This is a genomic window from Paenibacillus sp. 01T442 (genome assembly GCF_056398345.1).
In genome coordinates, this window is the sequence record NZ_JBFTPF010000020.1 from 62,400 (window position 1) to 79,859 (window position 17,460).

Genomic DNA, 17,460 nt, shown 5'->3' on the forward strand with positions numbered 1-17,460 from the left:
TGAGGTGTAGAAATGTTTGTTGATAAGGCGAAGATTTTTGTAAAAGGCGGAGACGGTGGTGACGGTTTAGTTGCTTTCCGTCGGGAGAAGTATGTACCGGAGGGTGGTCCTGCCGGCGGTGACGGAGGCAACGGTGGTGATGTTGTTTTCCGCGTAGACGAAGGCCTACGGACATTGATGGATTTCCGTTATCAGAAGCACTTTAAAGCAGAACGCGGCGAGAAAGGCCGTAACAAATCGATGCATGGAGCTAACTCAGAGGATATGATCGTTCGTATTCCCCCTKGGACAACCATTATTGATGATGACACGCAAGAAGTGATTGCTGACTTAACGCGTCATGGGCAAGAAGTCGTTGTTGCGAAGGGTGGCCGAGGCGGAAGAGGGAATACGCGCTTTGCAACTGCTCGCGTGACAGCTCCTGAGATTGCGGAGAACGGTGAAGAAGGCGTTGAACGTTGGGTTATCTTAGAAATGAAAGTAATGGCTGACGTAGGGCTTGTAGGTTTCCCGAGCGTGGGTAAATCAACTTTATTGTCTGTCGTTTCTGCCGCGAAGCCTAAGATTGCAGCGTATCACTTTACAACGTTAACCCCTAACCTAGGTGTAGTTGACGTTGGGGATGGCAGAAGCTTCGTGATGGCAGATTTGCCAGGTTTGATCGAAGGCGCTCACGAAGGTGTAGGCTTGGGCCATGAGTTTCTACGTCACGTAGAGCGGACGCGAGTCATTGTACATGTCGTGGACATGTCGGCTGCGGACGGACGTGATCCTTATGAGGATTTCATCAAAATCAATGAAGAAATCAAGCTCTATAATGCGAAGTTAGAGCAACGTCCTCAAATCGTTGTAGCCAACAAAATGGATATGCCAGAGTCGGAAGATAACTTGGCCTTGTTCAAAGAGCAGTTGGCTGCTGACGGCAAGGATTATGCCGTTTATCCGATTTCGGCATTGACGCGCGGTGGCGTTCAAGAGTTGCTCTATAAGATTTCTGACATCGTGGAAAGTATCCCGAATGCCCCAGAGGTCGAGGGAGTTGCTGAGACACAAGAGCGTAAAGTATATCGCTTTGAGAAACGCGAAGAGAATGACTTCACGATTCGTCGTGATAATGATGTATTCGTTATTGAGAGCCCGTCGATTGAGAAATTGATTAAGCGGACGAATTTTACGACCCAAGATGGAATCGCGCGTTTTGCTCGTATTTTGCGTAACATGGGGATTGATGATGAGTTGCGTAAGCGTGGCGCCGTACATGGACAAACGATTCAAATTGGTGACTTTGACTTCGAGTTTGACGAAAACAATTTATAATACAAGAGCACTTATCCCTAAGGGATGGGTGCTTTTTTTTGTTCTGACCCATTTAATGTCATTATACTTGACATGTATTATTAAAAGCATTACCATTTTAGATATATCACAAAAATAATGTAAGTAAATATAACATAAAATGAACATAAGAAAGGGGGAGTATGATGAAGAAATGGATTCAAGCGATGGGGGCGGATCAGACGCGAATGCGGAATTTAACCTACGATGAAGCTGTAGAAGCTGCTGGCGAAATGGCGAAAGGAGATTCAACAGATGCGCAATGCGCAGCATTCCTAATGGCGCTATGTATGAAAGGGGAAGCAGATGAAGAGTTGATGGCCTTTATCGATGTCTATCGCGGCTATTCCTTGAATTATCATACTCAGCCTAACTCGCTTAATTCAATCGGGCCTACGGAAGGGAGAAAGCGATTCCCTGTTACGTTGCCTGTCAGCTTGCTGCTTGCTTCAGTGGGATTCACCCAGGTGATGCAAGGTGGTGATGCGCTTCCGTCTCGCCAAGGGACTGCACTGAAAGAGATCGTAGAAGGCTTAGGTGTTACCTTGCAACTTTCTGTGAAGGCTTGGCAATCCATGTTGTTTCATTTGCACATCGGATTTCTACCTACAGAGCAACTGTGTCCGCCAATTGGACGGTTGAAGCCGGTGCGAGAACAATTGGGTATACGAACAGTCATTGATACGATAGAGAAAGTATTAAATCCTGTGCTGTCGACGAACTTAATTATCGGTGTGCAACAGCGCAAAGCAATGGAATCCCTGATTCCGATATCGATGCGTTCGGGTTTTCAACAAGCGTATATTATAAGCGGCATTGATGGCTCAGAGGATTTACCCCTTTATGAGAATAGCACGATCCGGATCGTGACCCCCTGGGGAGATGAGTCCCGTAGTGTTGAGCCGCAGAAATTTGGCTTTACGAGTACACCTCTACCTCATCTGGCGAAAGAAGATCAGATTTCCATGGTGAAACGCATTATTACAGGCGAGGATGGAACAGAGGTCAAACGTGAACGTGATCACGTCATTTTCAATACAGGGTTAAGATTGAAATGGTTTGATAAGGTAGATAGCTACGAAGAGGGCTTTCAGCTTGCCGAAGCTCTACTACAGCGGAAAGAAGCGCATAAAATCATGCAGCGCTGGATTGATCAGAGTCAGTATTTGAAATTGCAAGATCTTGCCGACAGTGATGATTCCTCTTCGAAAATAGGTTAAAGGCCTTCCAAAAAGCTGTGAGTAGACAGCAAATGGGGGGCTTTTTTTATGKGGGTAGGCAAATTGGTAGATGTTACAGCTAAAACTTAATCAATGGATATGTTACCATTTACTAGTGTCATCAGGATTCGTAAGTACAAAACGCTAGGAGGCCTACTTCATGAAGAAACAACTACTTGCTTTTGCTCTTATCCCATCATTACTATTTGGTGCTGTTACAGTCCCATTCCCTAAAGCAGCTTCTGCTGCAACTACTGGTGAAGTCGTTAGCAGTGTGAGCTTCCGCCAAAGTCCAGACGAGAATTCACCACGTATTCGGTATTTAAAAGCTGGAGAGCCAGTCTCCATTATTGAGAAAGTGAATGCTTACTGGTATAGAGTTCAAGTGACGAACGGTCAGATCGGTTATGTCTCGACGAGTTCGAAGTACATAAAAGCAAACGATCAAACAACGTCACCTGCAACAGGGACAGGACGTATCGTCGCAAGCGTGAGCTTCCGCACCGCGGCTAATGAGAATGCAACGCGAATCCGTTATCTGAAGACAGGAGAAACCGTTCAAATCCTGCAGAAAGTAAATGCGTATTGGTATAAAATCAAGGCATCAGATGGTCGTGAAGGATACATAAGCACAAGTCCTACCTACATATCAACATCAGGTACAAGCACGTCTCCTGGTACGAACACAGGTGGTGGGACAACAAGCGAAAAGATTCAAAAGGTAATAGCAGCAGGTAAGAAATACATAGGAACGCCATATGAATATGGGTCCAGTCGTGATAGCACCGCAACGTTTGATTGTTCCGATTTTGTACGTCAGGCATTTTTGGACGGAATTGGATTGAAATTACCGTCTGATTCAAGAGGTCAAGGTGCGTATGTGAAATCGCTCGGACACAATGTAACGGATTGGCATAACCTCAAAGTTGGCGATCTCATGTTCTTTATGTCTTATAAAGGAACAGCGCAATCCAACTATGCAGGAATTAATAAGTCTACACAAACGATTACCCATGTGGCTATTTATTTAGGCGATGGTCAAATCCTTTCGACGTATTCCAAAGAAAGTGGCGGCGTGCGAATTGATTCAATCGCGAATCGGCATTGGGAATATCGCTTCCTATTCGGAGGCAGTGCGTTATAAGAATGCTACAAAAAGAGCAGGCAACGAGAAATCGTTGTCTGCTCTTTTCCAAGTCGGGGGTTGGACTAAATTTGCATCGGGTCCAATAAGGGGTTCCAATGAATCGTAGGTGTATCTGTCCCTAATTGAATCCCTGCAGAGCCTATCCACGGATGGGAAGTCCGGCCTACGCTGAAATAATGTTCGAGTAAGCAGCGGAAAATATAGGGCATCGGACGATCTAGGACAGCTGTTTTGTGAATCCAATGCAGATCACCTTCCGATGTAACGATTCGTGGATTCACATCTGTTTTACCGACATAGAAAAACTGTTGGCGTATTTCTTGGCCATTGAGCCGAAGTAAGACATATTGCAGATGTAAATCTTGAATCTCGTCTTGCTCAATGCCGGTTTCTTCCCAAACTTCACGAAAGCAAGCCGTTCTTGGTTGGCTAATTTCATGCGGTTCGAGATGACCCCCAATTGCCGCCCATAAGCCGGGAGAGAGGGTGCGGTTTAACGCGCGTTTCATCATGAGGAGCTCGTCATGCTTGTTCCATAAAAGTGCGGTAGACATCATTCGTAATGTAATCATGGAGAGATCCCCTCCCTTCGTTAGTTCCGTTTCAGCTTATCATAGAAAAGGAAGGGGCTGCAAAGGCGAATGCTTGGATGCATTTTGCCTATTGCTTCACAAGGCATGTTTCGATATAATGTCCTCTATAGGGAAACATTAGTCTTTTTGGAGAGGACGGTAGTTAGGTGCCGGAGAGCAAAGAGTTTCTTCCAACCATGAAGCACATCGGACCTGAGAGGTACTACTTAGTCCGTGAAGACATTCTTCCAGAAGGTGTTCTGAAGACAGCGCAGGCCAAGGAGTTGCTTGCACGGGGTGAAGTGAAGACGATTCACGACGCCGTCGAACAAGTTGGGCTGAGCAGAAGCGCCTTCTATAAGTATAAAGATGGTATTCATCCACTTAGCAAGCTAGAGCGCGAACGCATCATTACGATTTCGATGGATTTGGAGCATAGGTCTGGGATATTGTCCCGCGTACTCGCACTCATCGCTAATTTGGATGGCAATGTACTGACTATCCACCAAACGATTCCATTACAAGGTATGGCGAATGTCGTTATATCCTTAGAGATTTCTTCCATGGGCGAGGAGATCCGGGAAATTGTGGATCGCCTAGGGGCGCAAGACGGAGTCAAGCGTGCCATGGTCATCGGTCAAGGAAGTTAAGATTTGATTAGCATACAATTCAGGAGGTAATGAAATGAAACCCATCAAGGTTGGTTTACTAGGATTAGGTACTGTAGGAACAGGTGTCGTACGTATTGTTGAAGGGCATCAAGAAGATTTGCAACGTCAAACAGGTTCAGCTATTGAAATTGCAAAAATTCTTGTACAAGATAAATCCAAACATCGTAACATTTCTGTTGATGCAGATAAGCTTACAGAGAACGTCTGGGACGTCATTGGCGATAGTGAGATCGATATCGTTGTTGAAGTAATKGGTGGCGTTGAAGCAACGAAAGCCCACATTCTAACAGCACTGGGGAACGGCAAACATATCATTACAGCCAATAAGGATCTAATGGCGATGCATGGGGCTGAAATTTTGGCCAAAGCCGCTGAAAATAACTGTGATGTTTTTTATGAGGCGAGTGTTGCAGGCGGGATTCCAATCATTCGTGCACTTGTTGAAGGCTTCTCCTCCGATCGCATCACGAAGATTATGGGGATTGTGAACGGCACGACGAACTACATTTTAACTAAAATGAGTCAAGAAGGCGCAGCATATGCCGATGTCTTGAAAGAGGCACAGGAATTGGGCTATGCAGAAGCAGACCCAACTTCAGATGTTGAGGGCTTAGATGCTGCTCGCAAAATGACAATCTTATCAACGCTTGGTTTTCATGCCAATATCGCATTGAGCGATGTGGAAGCTAAAGGTATTTCCAAGGTAACGAAGGAAGATATCCAGTACGGTAAAAAGTTAGGGTATGAAGTAAAATTGCTTGGTATTGCTGAGAATCATGATGGTCATATCTCGGTCAGTGTTCAACCGACTATGGTCAAAAGCTCGCATCCACTAGCTTCCGTAAATGGTGTTTTCAATGCCGTTTATGTGACTGGTGAAGCAGTTGGTGAAACGATGTTCTACGGTGCGGGTGCAGGTGAACTTCCAACAGCAACATCCGTTGTAGCTGACCTAGTGGCTGTTGTACGCAATTTGAAATTAGGTATTAATGGACGTACGGTACAGGCTCCTTACAAAGAGAAGAAGCTTAAAACGGACGAACAAATCGCTTCCAAAAACTTCATCTTACTTCATGTTGAAGACAAAGCAGGCGTACTTGCCCAAATTACACAAATTTTCGCAGAGCATGAGGTTAGCTTGGAATCGGTCTTCCAACATCCGAATAAATCGAACCCGAAAGCAGAAATCATCATTATTACACATGATGCCAATCAAGCGAGCATGAAAAATGTATTGAATCAATTCGAATCCATGGATGTTATCCATGCGATTAAGAGCGTATATCGTGTAGAAGGCTAGAAATCGGTAACGCACTCGTCCTAGGAGGAGTGCGTTCGACGTTTATTTTAAAATATAGGAATTTATATGTTTCACATAATTATTAGAGCTATATTTCTCCATAAAACGCTCCCGTCCCCGAAGGACGGCGTAGCCGTTTATTTTGAGTGAAGAGAGGCGCAATTTCGAAATGAGCTACAAGACAGAACAAAAGGTAAGGGTGAAAGTACCGGCAAGCACTGCGAATCTAGGTCCCGGCTTTGACTCCTTGGGGATGGCCTTGAACTTATATGCTTGGATTGATATGGCGATCTCTGATCAGACAAGAATTCAATTGATCGGCGATCAGATGAGTGGAATTCCTACGGATAAATCGAATTTAATCTATAAAGTAGCTCAAATGGTGTTTGATAAAGCTGGCGTTTCGCATCCAGAGCTTGAGATTTCTATGTATAGCGAAATTCCACTTACACGAGGTTTAGGAAGCAGTGCTTCGGCAATCGTAGGGGCGCTTGCAGGAGCAAACGCACTTATTGGGAATCGATTCTCAACCTATGAGCTGTTCCAAATCGCTTCGCGTCTGGAGAAGCACCCTGACAATGTCGGCGCAAGCCTATATGGCGGAATTGTCGTTGCCTTCTGGGACGAATCAAGGGCAGAGTCGATACGTATTGAGCCTGATCACAACTTGGAAGTGCTGGTGGCGATACCAGCTTTCCAGTTATCCACGGAAAAGGCGAGAGGCGTTATGCCACAGCATGTATCGATGAAGGATGCCGTGTTCAATCTTAGTCACTCCTCGTTACTGGTTGCTGCCTTAAGCACGGGAAACTTGGAGATGATTCGTCTTGCGATGAAGGACAGATTGCATCAGCCCTATCGCGCGGCGCTTATCCCTGGTATGAAGACACTATTGAATGAATGTGAGGATCATGGCGCGCTTGGTGTTGCTTTGAGCGGAGCAGGTCCAACCATGTTAGCACTGGTCGACGCACGTAGTGAGAAAAAGACAGAGCTAGAGGCGTTCCTTCGCGACACGTTGGCGAAAGAAGGCATTGAAGCCCAGCTTCTATGGCTGAAGCCGAGCGAAGAAGGTGTGACGACAACAGCCCTTCAAAGCGGAGATGAGAGTCTTCTATCTTTAGTGGAAAATGAGGTGTTGGCATGAAGCGAGTTGCAATTCTTGGCCCCAGTACGTTCTCGGAAGAAGCTACACGTCACTTTCTAGGTGAGAAGTTTACATATGTCTCGTACAAGCTGATCTCTGAGGTTTTCAATGCAACGGCATCGGGTGAAACCGATTTAAGTGTGATACCCATTGAGAATACGCTAGAAGGCTCTGTGCATCTCCACGTGGATTGGCTCGTTCATGAAGTTGATCTTCCGATTCGAGCAGAATGGGTATTTCCGATCGATATGAATCTCATTGGTTACCCAAATCCCGATGCAGAAGTTGACGGTTTGAATCCCTATCGTCACATTCGCAAGGTACTTTCTCATCAAGTTGTACCTGCTCAATGCAATCAATTTATGAAGCAATATTTGCGTGAGGCCGAGTTTGAGCAAGTAAGCTCTACGGCTGAGGGTGTACGCATCGTGTCTACGCTTCAGGACCCGACAGTCGCTGCGATTGGAACGGCCATTGCCTCAATGAACTATGGTGTGCCGATGCTGCAACGTGAGATTCAAGATCACAAGGATAATATGACTCGCTTCTTGCTTGTTGGTAAAGAAGCGTCGGAGTTGATGCCGTCTGAGGATATGAAGACGACGATTCTGGTTACACTACCAGAGGATTATCCAGGTGCTTTGCACCAAGTTCTATCCGCTTTCGCTTGGCGGAGAATTAATCTTTCCAAGATTGAATCGAAACCGACGAAGAAGAAGCTTGGCATTTATTATTTCTATATCGATATTGCGGGTACGATGGACTCAGTTCTTCTGCGTTCAGCTATACAAGAGATCGAAGCCATTGGATGTCAGGTTCGAATTTTGGGCTGTTATCCAAGCTATCCGTATATTGGATCCTAAGGTAAATCCCTTGCGTTTATGACGCGAGGGATTTTTTTTGTACGAAAGGGGCAAAAGCCTAGGAACGTGCATAAACTGTAATATCATTATTGTGAATAAGCGATGCTGACGCGGCCAAGTTTATGGCGATTGGAAGAGAAACGCGAAGGAAATGCTTACAAGCCAGTTTTCTGTAGAAAACTTTAAGGAGGTAGGGTTTTGAAAATCCATATTGTCAAAAAAGGCGATACCCTGTACGAGCTCGCAAAAAAATACAACACCACCCTAGACCAGATTATTGCACTTAATCCGCAAATAGCTGATCCAAATCAGATTGAGATTGGGATGAAAGTGAAAATTCCATCTACAGTTAAACCTGCTGAACCACCTGCATCTGATTATGTCTATAAGCATGTTGTACAGCAAGGTGACAGTTTATGGAAGCTTGGAAAGGCGTGGGATGTACCACTGCAAGCAATGATTAAAGCGAATGCACATCTTAAGAATCCAAATGTACTTATGACGGGGGATGTGGTTTTTGTCCCTAAAATGCAGCAGGGACATACGCATAGTAATCAGCATGGCATGCACCACGCGCACCACAATCCATCAAAGCTTAGCACAGAGCCGTTTGCTCCCGTGCCAATGACTGAGCCAATGCCGCCAACAGAAGCTTATCAACAGCCAATTATCGCAAGCCCACAACAACCTGTCGTTGAGGCACCTCCGTTATCTACGGGGGAAACGGTTCCAGCCATGCCACAAATAATGCCGCCAGCGCCGGTTATTCCAGCTCCCGTCATGGAAGATCATGAACTCCATCAACCCTATGGGCAAGCGGTACATCCGTTCCAACAATTTCATATTACAGCCACAGAAGTTTTTGCTTACCCCGAGCAGCACCATGAGGCAATGACGCTTCCAGAGTATCCTCCGTATCCTTCGTATCCTCCGTATCAGGAGGAGCCGTGTGAGCAGCTTCCGACGATGGTAGCTCCAGTCACTTCAGTCGATGAGGGATGTGGGTGTGGCGGACCTTCTATGAATGAACACCCTTGGATGAACTATCCAGCTCATTACGGGAATGTTCCTATGGGGAACCCTTGGGACAATGCGTCACAGGAGATGCCGGTAATGCCTGCCTTTTATCCACCTCCAATGCCGTATGATCATCTTATGGCGCAACAATATGCGTTCCAACATGATCCTTATGGTATTCGTTATGTGGGTGCAGGCCACCACGCTCCTTATGAAGAATCATCTTTGTTGCCGCAAGTTCATACCCATGAACTAAAGCAGGTTACAGATACGCAAGCGGAAATTGACATTGACATTCGCGATAAGCAAAAATCAGTTAAACCCAAAACAAGTGGAAGCCGCACAACACGAAAAGTAAAATTATCAGGAGCCTCAGCGTTGAGTGCGTTCTTACAGCAACAAGAACGGGGTATAGAGAAGCGGGAATCGAGCAAACCGGGTCCGTGGATTAATTTCTAAGTTTCAAAAAAATAAGCCTCAAATCACGATTTATATCGTGGTTTGAGGCTTATTGCTATTCTGCATGTCAATTAAGCGATCATGCCCAATGTGAAGAAGGTCATTAAACCAATAACGAAATTCATTCCCCATTTTTTGCGAAGAAGCTCACGTCCCCGGTGTAAACGAGTTTTCACAGTCGTAATCGGCAGGTTCAGACGCTCGCTAATTTCTTGAAGAGAAAGCTCCTCTAGATAGTACAGCGTAATAATACCTTTATATTTGTCTGCTAATTTGTTGATGGATGCGTGCATATGCTCTTGAATTTCGGTTTGAAGCACGGCATGTTCCGGCGATTGATCTTGACTGGCAAGCTTACTGTAGTAGCTGTAATCATCATCAAAATCATTGAGCTCCGCATCAAGGGATTGAACGGGCCTTTTTTTGCGTAGCAAATCGATGGCAACATTTTTTCCGATCCGATAAATCCAGGTTGAGAAATTCTGGCTTTCATCAAAGTGGTTTAAATTCAAATAGACGCGGATAAAGGTTTCTTGCACAATATCCTCAGAATCAGGACGGTTATGCAGCATCTTAAACGCAAGCTTTTGTATTTTGCTACGATAGAGCTCGACTAACTCCACGAAAGCGTTGCGATCGCCTCGTCTGGATAATTGAATTAATTGAAGTTCTGCCACATTCATGATGTTTCCCTCCTTAGAGTTGTCGTTTAGAAAAAAGGTGTAGACCAGTCTCATTTGCTTATATCATATATATCGTCATTCCTGTATGCCTATGAGAGTTTTATCTATCTTTGACTATATCATTTCTGTGGCTACAGTCAAATTCAAATGAGAACGAGAGTCCGATTATAACCAATTGTTACCGAAATCATGTAAGTTTCGTGACATTTTATAGGGATCTTTGACGAAGTCAAAGTCTCTCTGCTAGCTATGGGGACTCGGATTTGATTGGGTGACAGAGGTTGTATTCGTATTCGAGTTGCCTGGTCCAATTTTATGGATTTCGTTCCATAAAGCTACACTTCCCCACAATATAACGACGCCGATAATGAGGAGAGTTGTGCGTTTAATTGGTTTTCTTCCGTTCATGGTAAATTCACCATCCGTCTTGATTGGTTTGATTCTCTTCTATGGTAAATGATGTATAGTGCTTCCTGCAAATGGATACAATACGAAAAAACAAGAAGAAGGGGATAACGTGATTGTACATCGGTTCTTGAAGCAATTGAAGAAGAGACTACGCTGGAAGCGAAGTTGGTTGACCTTAGGGATATTCGTTCTGGTTGTTATGGTTACCTGGTCCGTATTTGGTGATAATGCCCCCTACAACTCGAAAATTGCCACTCGCGCGACGATCACTGGTCTAACACCAGAAGAAGATGAACGTCTTCAGGAAGCAACGAAATTGTTGCAAGCCATTTCCGATCGCAGAGAAAGCTATTTGCTCAAGTCCTATGTCTGTGGTGAAGAACGCAGTCAGTTGGGTTCGCACACATCACAAGAACTACTTTCACTGCAGAGACAACATCCGAGTTGGCAGTTAAGCATTCAAGGGACAGGCGAGGTTGTTTTTACGGAAAACATTGAAGATTTATCTCCAGACTGCAAAGAAAAAGYAGTATTCGGAATAGACGGCAGCAGTAATTTGTCGTTATTCAATGGAACTCCTGCAAACAATCACATTATACGCACCTTTTTCCAACTCAATATTCAGCAGTTAGAAAGCAGTTTACCAAGAGATACGGTGGCACAACTCCACGATGGAATTCGAGTAACGGATATAGAGGAGTATAATAGCGTATTATCAACGTTCAGCGATTATGCCATAGAAGTTACGGAAGGTGCAATGTCACGTCCTTAGTTCAAACAATACCATAGATAAAGCTCAAGAGATAGTTTCGGGATTTCCCGAGTCTATCTCTTTTTTTTGTTATCTGCTATAATGGAAATGACTACATATGTTCGCTTTTTTAAAATATAAGCATTTATATGTTTCACATTATAAGTTAGCTATATTTCACCATAAACGCTCCCGTCCCAGGAGGAAGGCGTAGCCGTTTATTTCGGATGGGAGAGAAATACTTTGCGTATTCTAGGGATTGATCCAGGGATCGCGATCGTAGGGTTTGGCTTTATTGATAAAATCGGCAGTAAACTAGTTCCGGTACAATATGGTTCGATTCAAACGGAAGCACACACGGATCCAGGTATCCGATTGAAGGATGTCTATGACGCTACAGTACAATTGATAGAGAAATATAAACCAGATGTGATGTCCATTGAGAAACTATTTTTCAATCGAAATGTAACAACGGCATTCACCGTAGGCCAGGCGCGGGGTGTAATGATCCTTGCGGGCGTGCAAGCTGGGCTGCCGGTTGCTGAATATACACCACTTCAAGTCAAGCAAGCCGTGGTAGGTTACGGGAATGCAGAGAAGAAGCAAGTGCAGGAAATGGTTAAGATTTTGTTGAAGTTGTCCCAAATACCGAAGCCAGACGATGTTGCTGACGCGCTCGCTATCGCTATTTGTCATGCACATTCCTCCGCACTTCAATCTAGAATAAACGAGGTCAAACGATGATAGATTTCTTACGAGGTAAAGTAGCTCTGCGTGAAAGTGATTATGCGGTTCTCGATGTGAATGGTGTGGGCTATCGTGTTTTTTGCCCGAACCCTTATGCGCTTTCGCATAAAGAGAATGAAGATGTCACGATGTTCATTCATTATCATGTAAGGGAAGATGCTCATCTTCTGTTTGGCTTTATTACGCGGGATGAGCAGTCCTTATTCCGCTTATTGCTGGATGTTAGTGGGATTGGTCCCAAAGTAGCACTCGGCATTCTGGCAGCAGGTGGAAGACCTGAAGCGGTCATACTAGCGATAAGTCAAGAAAATTTGGCGTTTCTGACAAAGCTTCCTGGTATCGGGAAGAAAACAGCTCAACGGATTATTCTAGACTTGAAAGATAAGCTAGGCTCTGTGAGCTTCTCTAGTCCGGAGGCTGCTGTCGCATTAAGTGTTGTCGGATCGGCACAATTAACAGAAGGCGGGCTGCCTTGGAGCGAAGCGAAGGAAGCCTTGATGACACTTGGCTATACCGAAGCGGAAGTCGATCGTGCATGGCTGCAAGTGAAGCCTAAAGCAGGGCCATCGGATTCAGTTGATGTGCTGGTGAAGCTTGCTTTGCAAGCTTTATTCACCATGTAAGCAACTGAACGTGCAAAGGAAGGAGGGGCACCATGGACAATGAGCGGATCATATCGGCTAATTTTATGATGGAAGACAATGTGGTCGAGTATAGTCTGCGTCCGCGTTTTTTGGCTGAATATATCGGCCAGAAGCAGGCGAAGGAGAACCTCAAGATCTATATTGAAGCTGCGAAAATGAGGAAAGAAGCCCTGGATCATGTACTTCTGTACGGGCCGCCTGGACTCGGCAAAACAACGCTCTCCAACATTATCGCCAATGAGCTTGGCGTGAATATTCGTACAACCTCCGGGCCTGCCATCGAGCGGCCCGGAGATCTTGCTGCCATCCTGACGAATTTGCAGGAGGGGGATGTGCTCTTCATCGATGAGATCCACCGACTCCACCGGACGGTGGAAGAGGTGCTGTACCCAGCGATGGAGGATTTTGCCCTTGATATTATCATCGGCAAGGGGCCTAGCGCACGATCTGTGCGTCTCGACTTGCCGCCATTTACCTTGATAGGCGCCACGACACGCGTTGGGCTGCTCTCTGCGCCTCTTCGCGACCGATTTGGGGTCGTAAGTCGGTTAGAGTTCTACACGGTCGATGAGCTCAGCTACATCGTCAGCCGGACAGCCGACATCTTGCAGGTCGGCATCGTTGGTGATGCTGCGCGCGAGATCGGCATGCGCTCGCGCGGGACTCCGCGTATCGCGAACCGATTGTTGAAGCGGGTGCGCGATTTTGCACAGGTGAGAGGCGACGGCATCATCACCATGGAGCTTGCTAAGGAGTCGCTAAGACTCCTGCAAGTGGATGATCTGGGATTGGATGAAATTGACCATAAGATGCTGCGCGCAATTATTCAGAGCTTCCAAGGGGGTCCTGTGGGGGTTGAAACGATCGCAGCAACCATTGGTGAGGAAAGCCAAACCATTGAAGATGTCTATGAGCCGTATTTGCTTCAAATTGGTTTTATGCAGCGCACGCCTAGAGGACGGACCGTAACGCCGCAAGCGTACCGCCACCTCGGGTTACCCGTACCGGAGCAACGCTAAATCAGTTAAAGATCAGCCAACATGAAATGACAATTGTAAGCTTTTGCCGCTGCTGGAAGGGCGGGCAAGAGCTTTTTTTGTCTTTTTTCAGCGAATAAACAAAACTTCTGTCTCTTGCTAGAGTCTACATTACTAGATGATAGCGTAAGAAAGGATACGATACCTTTATGTTTGGAAGACATCAGCTAGTTAACCCAAAGCGAATTGCCATCATAACGGCAGCAGCACTAACGTTTACAGCCACTTTATATGGAGGATCCGAAGTGAATGCCGATGGGATTAAGCATTTGGATCAGATTCGTGTTGCCCTTGTCATTAATGCTGCCAAATATAAGAAGATAGAACCGCTAGTTTCACTCTCATCGCCAGGTGGATTTGATATTGGCGTGCGGAGCTCAGCGAATTCGGAGGCGAAGCCATGGGCTTCCATTTCGGATACAACGATTCGGATGTCATTAGATCAGTTTAGTGTGATGATGCTGGAAACGTCAGACTTCACTACGGCTAGGACCTTGAACGGCAAACTGGCTGCTATGGCAGAGGAGAGCTTCGTGTTAAGTCGTTCCAAGCTTGGTAAAATAGTGTATCAAGTGTATTACGGGAATCTGCCCACGCAGGCTGAAGCCGAAAATGCAGCAGCTGGGGCATTGAMGGACCCTACGGTTGCTGCTCTAACGAAATCGGCAGCACCTGTCAGTGGTCCGCTCCATTGGAGTGCGGGGACGTATGCATCAGAGGCCGCAGCACAGCAGCAAATCGCCGTGTACACGGGGGCTGGTGTTGCAGCTGAGCTCGTTTTACAGGCGGATGGGGCCGGCAAAGTGGGCTATAGTGTTTGGTTAGGGAGCGAGGCAACGGATGCCAAGCTTGAGCTAGTAAAGCAAGCTGCATTGAAAGCTGCACCGAATACGCCTCTTCAACCAGCGAACACGAAGGCAGCCTATTTGATCCGCAGATCGGATGTAACCACCTCAAGCAATCCCGCAGCTGCTGTGGCTCATTATGTGACTGCTGTTGGTGAGCAGAAAACAGTGATTCATCCTAAGAAACAGGGAATCGCTGTGAAAGAACGCATGGACCGAAGTTTCCGTGGCGACATGGAGATTAGCACGTATCACGATCGATTAGCATTGGTCAATGAAGTTCCTATGGAACAATATTTATATGGCGTTATTGGTGCAGAGCTTAATTCACAATGGCCAGCAGAAGCGTTGAAGGCTCAAGCTGTAGCTGCACGCACGTATGCGATCGTTCAAGGAAACAAGTACGAGATTGCACAAGTAACGGATACAACGCTTGAACAGGCCTACTATGGCATAGATAAGGAATTTACTGCTGGCAATCTAGCGGTGGATGCAACGAAAGATGAAGTAATTTCGAACAAGCGCGGCTTGATCTCACCTGTATTTGCTTCTAATGCGGGGGGGATAACAGCAGATTCTACGGAGGCTTGGGGCAATTCGGTTGATTATTTGCGAAGCGTTGCTAGCCCGGATGAAGGGGCTGAACAAGGCAAAGCCATTTGGTATCAGATTCAACTGACAGACGGCAGAATCGGTTTTGTACATAGCATGTATGTGAAGGATAGTGGACAGAAGGACAAGGCAGGTAAAGCTATTTACGAAGCTACAGAGGCAGATGTTAACGTACGGGTAGCACCTTATGTGGATAATGTCGCGAATCCTGCCATAGCTAAGCTGGCAACCAAAGAAAAAGTTGTCATCCTTGGTCAAGAGAGAGAATCGAATGCTTACTCTTGGATAAGAGGTCCTTATAGCTTAAGTGAAATCAAGAGTAAGCTTGAAGCTGCTAAGATTCCTATCAATGGTGAATTAACTTCTCTGGAAGTTTCCAAGAGAGGCCCGTCTGGCCGAGCAATCGAGCTGAAGGCGAACGGAGTTGTCGTGAAGGTGGACAATCCAGACGCCATTCGGGCGGTACTGGGTGGTTTACCGAGTACGCTGTTTGAAATAGAAGGAGCAGGCAGTTATACTGGTACTAGCCCATCTGTTTCAAACGGTACCAGCATTGCGATCTTGAGCGGCTCAGGTGTGGTTTCGAGCAGTTCACCATCCGACAGCGTCTATGTGTTATCCGGGAAGCAAACGCAGCCAACAGCTGTGAAGAAAACGGATTTAATGACGCTAAGCAGTACGGGCATTAGTAAGCCCGTGTTGACAGGAACAGTGTCATCTACGTCTACATCCAGCATCCCATCTAAGGGGTCAACTGCCTTTCAAGGAAACCAAATTATTTTCCGTGGAAAAGGTTTTGGTCATGGCGTAGGCATGTCGCAATGGGGTGCAAAAGGCTTTGCAGAGAAGGGCTACGATTACAAAAAAATACTTCAGACGTACTTTACTGGGGTCAACATAACGAAGGAATGAATAACTAACATGGAAGTACAAGCATTCGATTTTGAATTACCTGAATCTTTGATTGCCCAGACGCCGCTGCTAGAACGCACGGCGTCTAGATTGCTTACACTGAACAAAGAAACTGGCGAAACCGCTCATCGCACATTTGAAGATCTGATATCCTATGTAGAAGCCGGGGATTTACTCGTGATGAATGATACACGAGTCATTCCAGCGCGGCTTTTTGGTATGAAGAAAGACACGGGCGCTAAAGTGGAGTTATTGCTGCTTAAGCCGCTCGGCGAAGACCGTTGGGAAGCACTAGTCAAGCCAGGGAAACGCATGCAGCTCGGCTCTGTTGCGGTATTCGGCACTGCGGCTGACCAAGGTGGCGAGCCTCTATTAACTGCGGAAGTCGTTGAAGTTGGCGACATGGGAGCTCGTATTCTGCAATTCCGGTACACTGGGATTTTCAATGAAATCCTGGATCGATTAGGCGAGATGCCGCTTCCGCCTTATATCAAGGAGCAGTTATCAGAGCGGGAGCGATATCAAACCGTCTACGCGAAGCACGAAGGATCATCTGCCGCGCCAACGGCAGGTTTGCACTTTACAGCTGATTATTTGGAGAGACTGAAGGACAAGGGTGTCCGACTAGCCTTCGTGACGCTGCACGTAGGTCTAGGCACTTTCCGCCCTGTGTCTGTGGATAAGATCGAAGATCACCAGATGCATGCTGAATATTACATTTTATCCGATGAAACAGCTGCATTAATTAATGAGACGAAATCAGCGGGGAAACGTGTTATTGCAGTTGGTACAACATCTGCACGAACGTTGGAGACAGCAGCAGGATTAAGCCGCGAACAGCCAGGTTACCAAGAAGGCCAACCTTTACTCATTCAGCCTTCCCAAGGCTGGACTTCCATTTTTATTTATCCTGGCTACACGTTTGGTGTCGTAGATGCGTTGTTAACGAATTTCCATCTGCCGAAGTCAACATTGCTTATGCTCATTAGTGCACTGGCTGGTAAGGCCAATGTGATGCGAGCCTACGAAGAAGCTGTGAAGGAAGAGTACCGATTTTTCAGCTTCGGCGACGCCATGTTGATTTATTAAA

The 17,460-nt window shown here is 46.1% G+C and carries 16 protein-coding genes; 14 read left to right on the forward strand and 2 right to left on the reverse strand.

Annotation, left to right across the window (positions count from 1 at the left end):
• Positions 1-12 precede the first annotated feature (12 nt).
• The 3 genes from obgE (at position 13) to AC1DLM_RS17625 (ending at position 3,699) form a co-directional block, all read left to right on the forward strand.
• A complete protein-coding gene (gene obgE, locus AC1DLM_RS17615; RefSeq protein WP_477570704.1) occupies positions 13-1,317 on the forward strand; it encodes a GTPase ObgE in 1,305 nt (434 codons plus the stop codon).
• Between the two features lie 161 nt (positions 1,318-1,478).
• The gene (locus AC1DLM_RS17620; RefSeq protein ID WP_477570705.1) at positions 1,479-2,555 is read left to right on the forward strand and encodes an anthranilate phosphoribosyltransferase; all 1,077 of its coding nucleotides are present in this window, start codon (positions 1,479-1,481) and stop codon (positions 2,553-2,555) included.
• Between the two features lie 160 nt (positions 2,556-2,715).
• Positions 2,716-3,699 carry a C40 family peptidase gene (locus AC1DLM_RS17625; protein WP_441989979.1) on the forward strand — a complete coding sequence of 328 codons (984 nt, stop codon included), beginning with the start codon at positions 2,716-2,718 and terminating at the stop codon, positions 3,697-3,699.
• Positions 3,700-3,764: 65 nt separating this feature from the next.
• Here AC1DLM_RS17625 and AC1DLM_RS17630 read toward each other — a convergent pair whose 3' ends face one another.
• A complete protein-coding gene (locus AC1DLM_RS17630; RefSeq protein WP_441989978.1) occupies positions 3,765-4,274 on the reverse strand; it encodes an NUDIX domain-containing protein in 510 nt (169 codons plus the stop codon).
• Between the two features lie 197 nt (positions 4,275-4,471).
• Between AC1DLM_RS17630 and AC1DLM_RS17635 the strand changes: the two genes are divergently transcribed.
• The 5 genes from AC1DLM_RS17635 (at position 4,472) to AC1DLM_RS17655 (ending at position 9,731) form a co-directional block, all read left to right on the forward strand.
• On the forward strand, positions 4,472-4,924 hold the full coding sequence (locus tag AC1DLM_RS17635) for an ACT domain-containing protein (protein ID WP_056610603.1): 453 nt from the start codon (positions 4,472-4,474) through the stop codon (positions 4,922-4,924).
• Positions 4,925-4,958: 34 nt separating this feature from the next.
• The gene (locus AC1DLM_RS17640; protein WP_477570706.1) at positions 4,959-6,245 is read left to right on the forward strand and encodes a homoserine dehydrogenase; all 1,287 of its coding nucleotides are present in this window, start codon (positions 4,959-4,961) and stop codon (positions 6,243-6,245) included.
• A gap of 169 nt (positions 6,246-6,414) precedes the next feature.
• The gene (thrB, locus tag AC1DLM_RS17645; protein ID WP_441989976.1) at positions 6,415-7,392 is read left to right on the forward strand and encodes a homoserine kinase; all 978 of its coding nucleotides are present in this window, start codon (positions 6,415-6,417) and stop codon (positions 7,390-7,392) included.
• Positions 7,389-8,255, forward strand: coding sequence for a prephenate dehydratase (gene pheA / locus AC1DLM_RS17650; RefSeq protein ID WP_441989975.1), 867 nt, complete (start codon positions 7,389-7,391; stop codon positions 8,253-8,255). Before thrB ends, pheA begins: the two co-directional genes overlap by 4 nt.
• Before the next feature lie 198 nt (positions 8,256-8,453).
• A complete protein-coding gene (locus AC1DLM_RS17655; RefSeq protein WP_477570707.1) occupies positions 8,454-9,731 on the forward strand; it encodes a LysM peptidoglycan-binding domain-containing protein in 1,278 nt (425 codons plus the stop codon).
• A 71-nt stretch (positions 9,732-9,802) separates the two neighbouring features.
• On the opposite strand, the gene sigW is transcribed toward AC1DLM_RS17655, so the two are convergent.
• A complete protein-coding gene (gene sigW / locus AC1DLM_RS17660) occupies positions 9,803-10,414 on the reverse strand; it encodes an RNA polymerase sigma factor SigW (protein WP_056610392.1) in 612 nt (203 codons plus the stop codon).
• Between the two features lie 517 nt (positions 10,415-10,931).
• On the opposite strand from sigW, the gene AC1DLM_RS17665 reads away from it, so the two are divergent.
• The 6 genes from AC1DLM_RS17665 (at position 10,932) to queA (ending at position 17,459) form a co-directional block, all read left to right on the forward strand.
• The gene (locus tag AC1DLM_RS17665) at positions 10,932-11,594 is read left to right on the forward strand and encodes a BofC C-terminal domain-containing protein (protein WP_477570708.1); all 663 of its coding nucleotides are present in this window, start codon (positions 10,932-10,934) and stop codon (positions 11,592-11,594) included.
• Positions 11,595-11,816: 222 nt separating this feature from the next.
• A complete protein-coding gene (gene ruvC / locus AC1DLM_RS17670) occupies positions 11,817-12,317 on the forward strand; it encodes a crossover junction endodeoxyribonuclease RuvC (RefSeq protein WP_441989972.1) in 501 nt (166 codons plus the stop codon).
• Positions 12,314-12,943 (forward strand): Holliday junction branch migration protein RuvA, encoded by a 630-nt coding sequence (gene ruvA / locus AC1DLM_RS17675; RefSeq protein WP_056610398.1) that lies wholly within the window; start codon positions 12,314-12,316, stop codon positions 12,941-12,943. The genes ruvC and ruvA overlap by 4 nt, the downstream gene beginning before the upstream one ends.
• Before the next feature lie 32 nt (positions 12,944-12,975).
• Entirely contained in the window at positions 12,976-13,983 is a 1,008-nt protein-coding gene (gene ruvB / locus AC1DLM_RS17680; protein WP_441989970.1) for a Holliday junction branch migration DNA helicase RuvB, read from the forward strand.
• Positions 13,984-14,150: 167 nt separating this feature from the next.
• Positions 14,151-16,370: a SpoIID/LytB domain-containing protein gene (locus tag AC1DLM_RS17685; protein WP_477570709.1), complete on the forward strand. Its 2,220-nt coding sequence runs from the start codon at positions 14,151-14,153 to the stop codon at positions 16,368-16,370.
• Positions 16,371-16,379: 9 nt separating this feature from the next.
• Positions 16,380-17,459: a tRNA preQ1(34) S-adenosylmethionine ribosyltransferase-isomerase QueA gene (gene queA, locus AC1DLM_RS17690; protein WP_441989968.1), complete on the forward strand. Its 1,080-nt coding sequence runs from the start codon at positions 16,380-16,382 to the stop codon at positions 17,457-17,459.
• Position 17,460 lies beyond the last annotated feature (1 nt).

Coding starts and splice junctions, on each gene's coding strand:
- AC1DLM_RS17620 (WP_477570705.1), top strand. CDS start 1,479: ATGATGAAGAAATGGATTCAAGCGATGGGGGCGGATCAGACGCGAATG.
- AC1DLM_RS17625 (WP_441989979.1), top strand. CDS start 2,716: ATGAAGAAACAACTACTTGCTTTTGCTCTTATCCCATCATTACTATTT.
- AC1DLM_RS17630 (WP_441989978.1), bottom strand. CDS start 4,274: ATGATTACATTACGAATGATGTCTACCGCACTTTTATGGAACAAGCAT.
- AC1DLM_RS17635 (WP_056610603.1), top strand. CDS start 4,472: ATGAAGCACATCGGACCTGAGAGGTACTACTTAGTCCGTGAAGACATT.
- thrB (WP_441989976.1), top strand. CDS start 6,415: ATGAGCTACAAGACAGAACAAAAGGTAAGGGTGAAAGTACCGGCAAGC.
- pheA (WP_441989975.1), top strand. CDS start 7,389: ATGAAGCGAGTTGCAATTCTTGGCCCCAGTACGTTCTCGGAAGAAGCT.
- sigW (WP_056610392.1), bottom strand. CDS start 10,414: ATGAATGTGGCAGAACTTCAATTAATTCAATTATCCAGACGAGGCGAT.
- ruvA (WP_056610398.1), top strand. CDS start 12,314: ATGATAGATTTCTTACGAGGTAAAGTAGCTCTGCGTGAAAGTGATTAT.
- ruvB (WP_441989970.1), top strand. CDS start 12,976: ATGGACAATGAGCGGATCATATCGGCTAATTTTATGATGGAAGACAAT.
- queA (WP_441989968.1), top strand. CDS start 16,380: ATGGAAGTACAAGCATTCGATTTTGAATTACCTGAATCTTTGATTGCC.